Here is a 2,829-nt window from a genome sequence, read left to right as displayed (position 1 = left end):
CAAACATTAAAATCCGCCAATGGCGGATTTTTTTGTATCATTGTTTAAACAAATTTCATGAATTTTTTAGCCCACTTATATCTATCCAAAAACAATAAAAATATTCTCATAGGAAACTTTATTGCAGATGCTGTGAAGGGGAAAAAATTTAATGAATACCCAACTGAAATTAAAGCAGGTATTTTACTGCACCGTGAAATTGATACTTATACTGATAATCATCCAATTGTAAGAAAAAGCAAGCGACGTTTACAAGAACGCTATGGTCATTACAACGGTGTTATTATTGATATACTTTACGATCATTATTTAGCGAAAAACTGGCATCAATATTCTGAAATTCCTCTTGAAAATTATGCTGAAAATGTGTACCTATTTTTTCAAAAAAACATTCAAATTTTGCCCGTCAGGATTCAAAATATACTTCCTTATATGATTGAATATAATTGGTTAGTAGCTTATGCCTCAATTGAAGGAATTGGTAAAATTTTAGAAGGAATGAATAAACGAACCAAAGGAATTTCAAAAATGGATTTAGCCATTGAAGATTTAAAATTATATTATAAAGAGTTTGAAGAAGATTTCACTTCATTTTTTAAAGAATTAGAACAATTTACTGAAGAAAAAACAACATCACTACTTTCAATATGAAAAAACTTATCCTATCCCTTTCAATAGTTTTCTTATTTATACAATGCAAAGAAAATTCAACAGAAAAAACACCAAATAACAAAAACCTTGGTTTTTTAGCTGATAGCGCAATGGTGGTGAGTGCTCGTGAAGAAGCTTCTAAAATAGGAACTATAATTATGCAAAATGGTGGTAATGCCTTTGACGCTATGATTGCAACTGATTTAGCTTTAACTGTTGCTTTTCCATTTGCAGGAAATATTGGTGGAGGTGGATTTATGGTTTACAGAACAAACGATGGTAAAACTGGCGCTTTAGATTATAGAGAAAAAGCACCACTTGCAGCATCAAAAGATATGTATTTAGATGAAAACGGAAATATTATTGAAGGAAAAAGCACTTTAGGAGCAATGGCAGTTGGTGTTCCTGGAACTATTGATGGATTGTTTAAAGTGCATGAGAAATTTGGAACTATTCCATTTTCAGAATTAATACAACCAGCAATTGACTTAGCGAATAAAGGTGTTATTGTTACAGAAAAACAGGCAAAAAGATTGAATAATTACCGTCATCTTTTCACAGAAGTTAATGATCATCAGATTGTTTTTGATGCCGATTGGAAGGAAGGAGACACTATTAAATATCCTAATTTAGCTAAAACTTTTGAACGAATAAAGACACAAGGAAGAGATGGTTTTTACAAAGGTGAAACAGCTGAAATACTTGTAAATTATGTTCAAAAACTAGGTGGTATTATAACAAAAGTAGATTTAGAAAACTATGAATCTCAATGGCGAAACCCAATAGTGTTTACCTATAAAGATTTAAAAATAATTTCAATGTCGCCTCCTTCAAGTGGCGGAATTTGTAATGCCCAAATATTTAAAGCAATTGAGCCTTATGATATTGCTTCGTTCGGACACAATTCAGTTGAAGCAATACAACTTATAACAGAAGCTGAACGAAGAGCGTATGCTGATAGATCCTATTATTTAGGGGATCCAGATTTTATTAAAATTCCAATTGACACTCTAATTTCAAGTGAATATGTTCAAAAAAGAATGAAAGATTTCTCTTGGGATAAAGCAACTTTATCTTCTTCAATTTCACACGGAAATATTGTGGGTTATGAAAGTGATGAAACCACGCATTATTCAATTGTAGATAGTTATGGAAATGCCGTTTCTGTAACAACTACGTTAAATGGCGCTTATGGGTCAAAAGTATATGTTTCTGAAGGCGGTTTCTTTTTAAATAATGAAATGGACGATTTTAGTTCTAAACCTGGAGAACCTAATATGTTTGGGCTAATTGGGGCAGAAGCAAATTCAATTAGGCCAGAAAAGAGAATGTTAAGCTCTATGACACCCACAATTGTTGAAAAAAATAATAAATTATTTATGACTGTGGGTTCACCGGGAGGCTCAACTATTATTACTTCAGTAATGCAAACCGTTTTAAATGTTTATGAATTTAATTTAGGAATGCAAGAAGCCGTAGACGCTCCAAGATTTCATCATCAATGGTTACCTGACGTAGTTACATTTGAACCTAAAGGTTTTGATAGTATCTTAGTACAAAAATTACAAGAAAAAGGATATAAAATAAATCAAGAAAATTCAAGAATATTAGGAAAAGTAGATGCTATTTTAGTATTACCAAATGGAAAATTAGAAGGTGGTGCTGATTATAGAGGTGATGATAAAGCTGTTGGGTTTTAATTAGAAATATTAAGTAATTTTATACCTTTCAACAAATAAACGCTTAAACATTTTAAAAAATGACTTCAAACACTATTACAAACGGAATATTAAAAGCTATAGCCATAATTATTGGTGTTTTAGTACTGCTCTATTTTTTGTTTAGCATTCAAACAATTATAGTTTATATTGCAATTGCTGCAGTGATTTCACTAATTGGAAGTCCAATTATTGGTTTCTTAAAACGTAAATTAAAATTTCCAAATACCTTGGCTGTACTAACAACAATGTTCCTTTTTTTAGGAGTTTTATCTGGATTAATAAGCATGTTTATTCCACTAATAGTAAAGCAAGGTGAAAATTTATCATTATTAAATATTGAGCAACTTCAGTCCAATATTCAAAATTTGATATCTCAAATAAATAATTATTTTTTAGCACACAATATTGATATTTTAAATGAATTAAAACATTCCGATTTATTTAAAAATGTAACTGC

3 protein-coding genes are annotated in these 2,829 nt (G+C 30.4%); all 3 read left to right on the top strand.

Annotated features, from left to right (window positions below; translation table 11 throughout):
* The first annotated feature begins 57 nt into the window (after positions 1-57).
* Positions 58-651 carry an ACP phosphodiesterase gene (locus tag Q0352_RS14135; RefSeq protein WP_299528632.1) on the top strand — a complete coding sequence of 198 codons (594 nt, stop codon included), beginning with the start codon at positions 58-60 and terminating at the stop codon, positions 649-651.
* Positions 648-2,351 carry a gamma-glutamyltransferase gene (ggt, locus tag Q0352_RS14130; RefSeq protein WP_299528629.1) on the top strand — a complete coding sequence of 568 codons (1,704 nt, stop codon included), beginning with the start codon at positions 648-650 and terminating at the stop codon, positions 2,349-2,351. Before Q0352_RS14135 ends, ggt begins: the two co-directional genes overlap by 4 nt.
* Positions 2,352-2,410: 59 nt before the next feature.
* A partial coding sequence (locus Q0352_RS14125) for an AI-2E family transporter (RefSeq protein WP_299528626.1) occupies positions 2,411-2,829 on the top strand: 419 nt, incomplete at its 3' end.

Origin of the sequence: uncultured Lutibacter sp. (assembly GCF_937891065.1) — a bacterium.
GTDB lineage: Bacteria > Bacteroidota > Bacteroidia > Flavobacteriales > Flavobacteriaceae > Lutibacter.
Note: the sequence above shows the minus strand (reverse complement) of the source record. Positions and strands in the feature narration are given on the sequence as shown.

Coding starts and splice junctions, on each gene's coding strand:
- ggt (WP_299528629.1), top strand. CDS start 648: ATGAAAAAACTTATCCTATCCCTTTCAATAGTTTTCTTATTTATACAA.
- Q0352_RS14135 (WP_299528632.1), top strand. CDS start 58: ATGAATTTTTTAGCCCACTTATATCTATCCAAAAACAATAAAAATATT.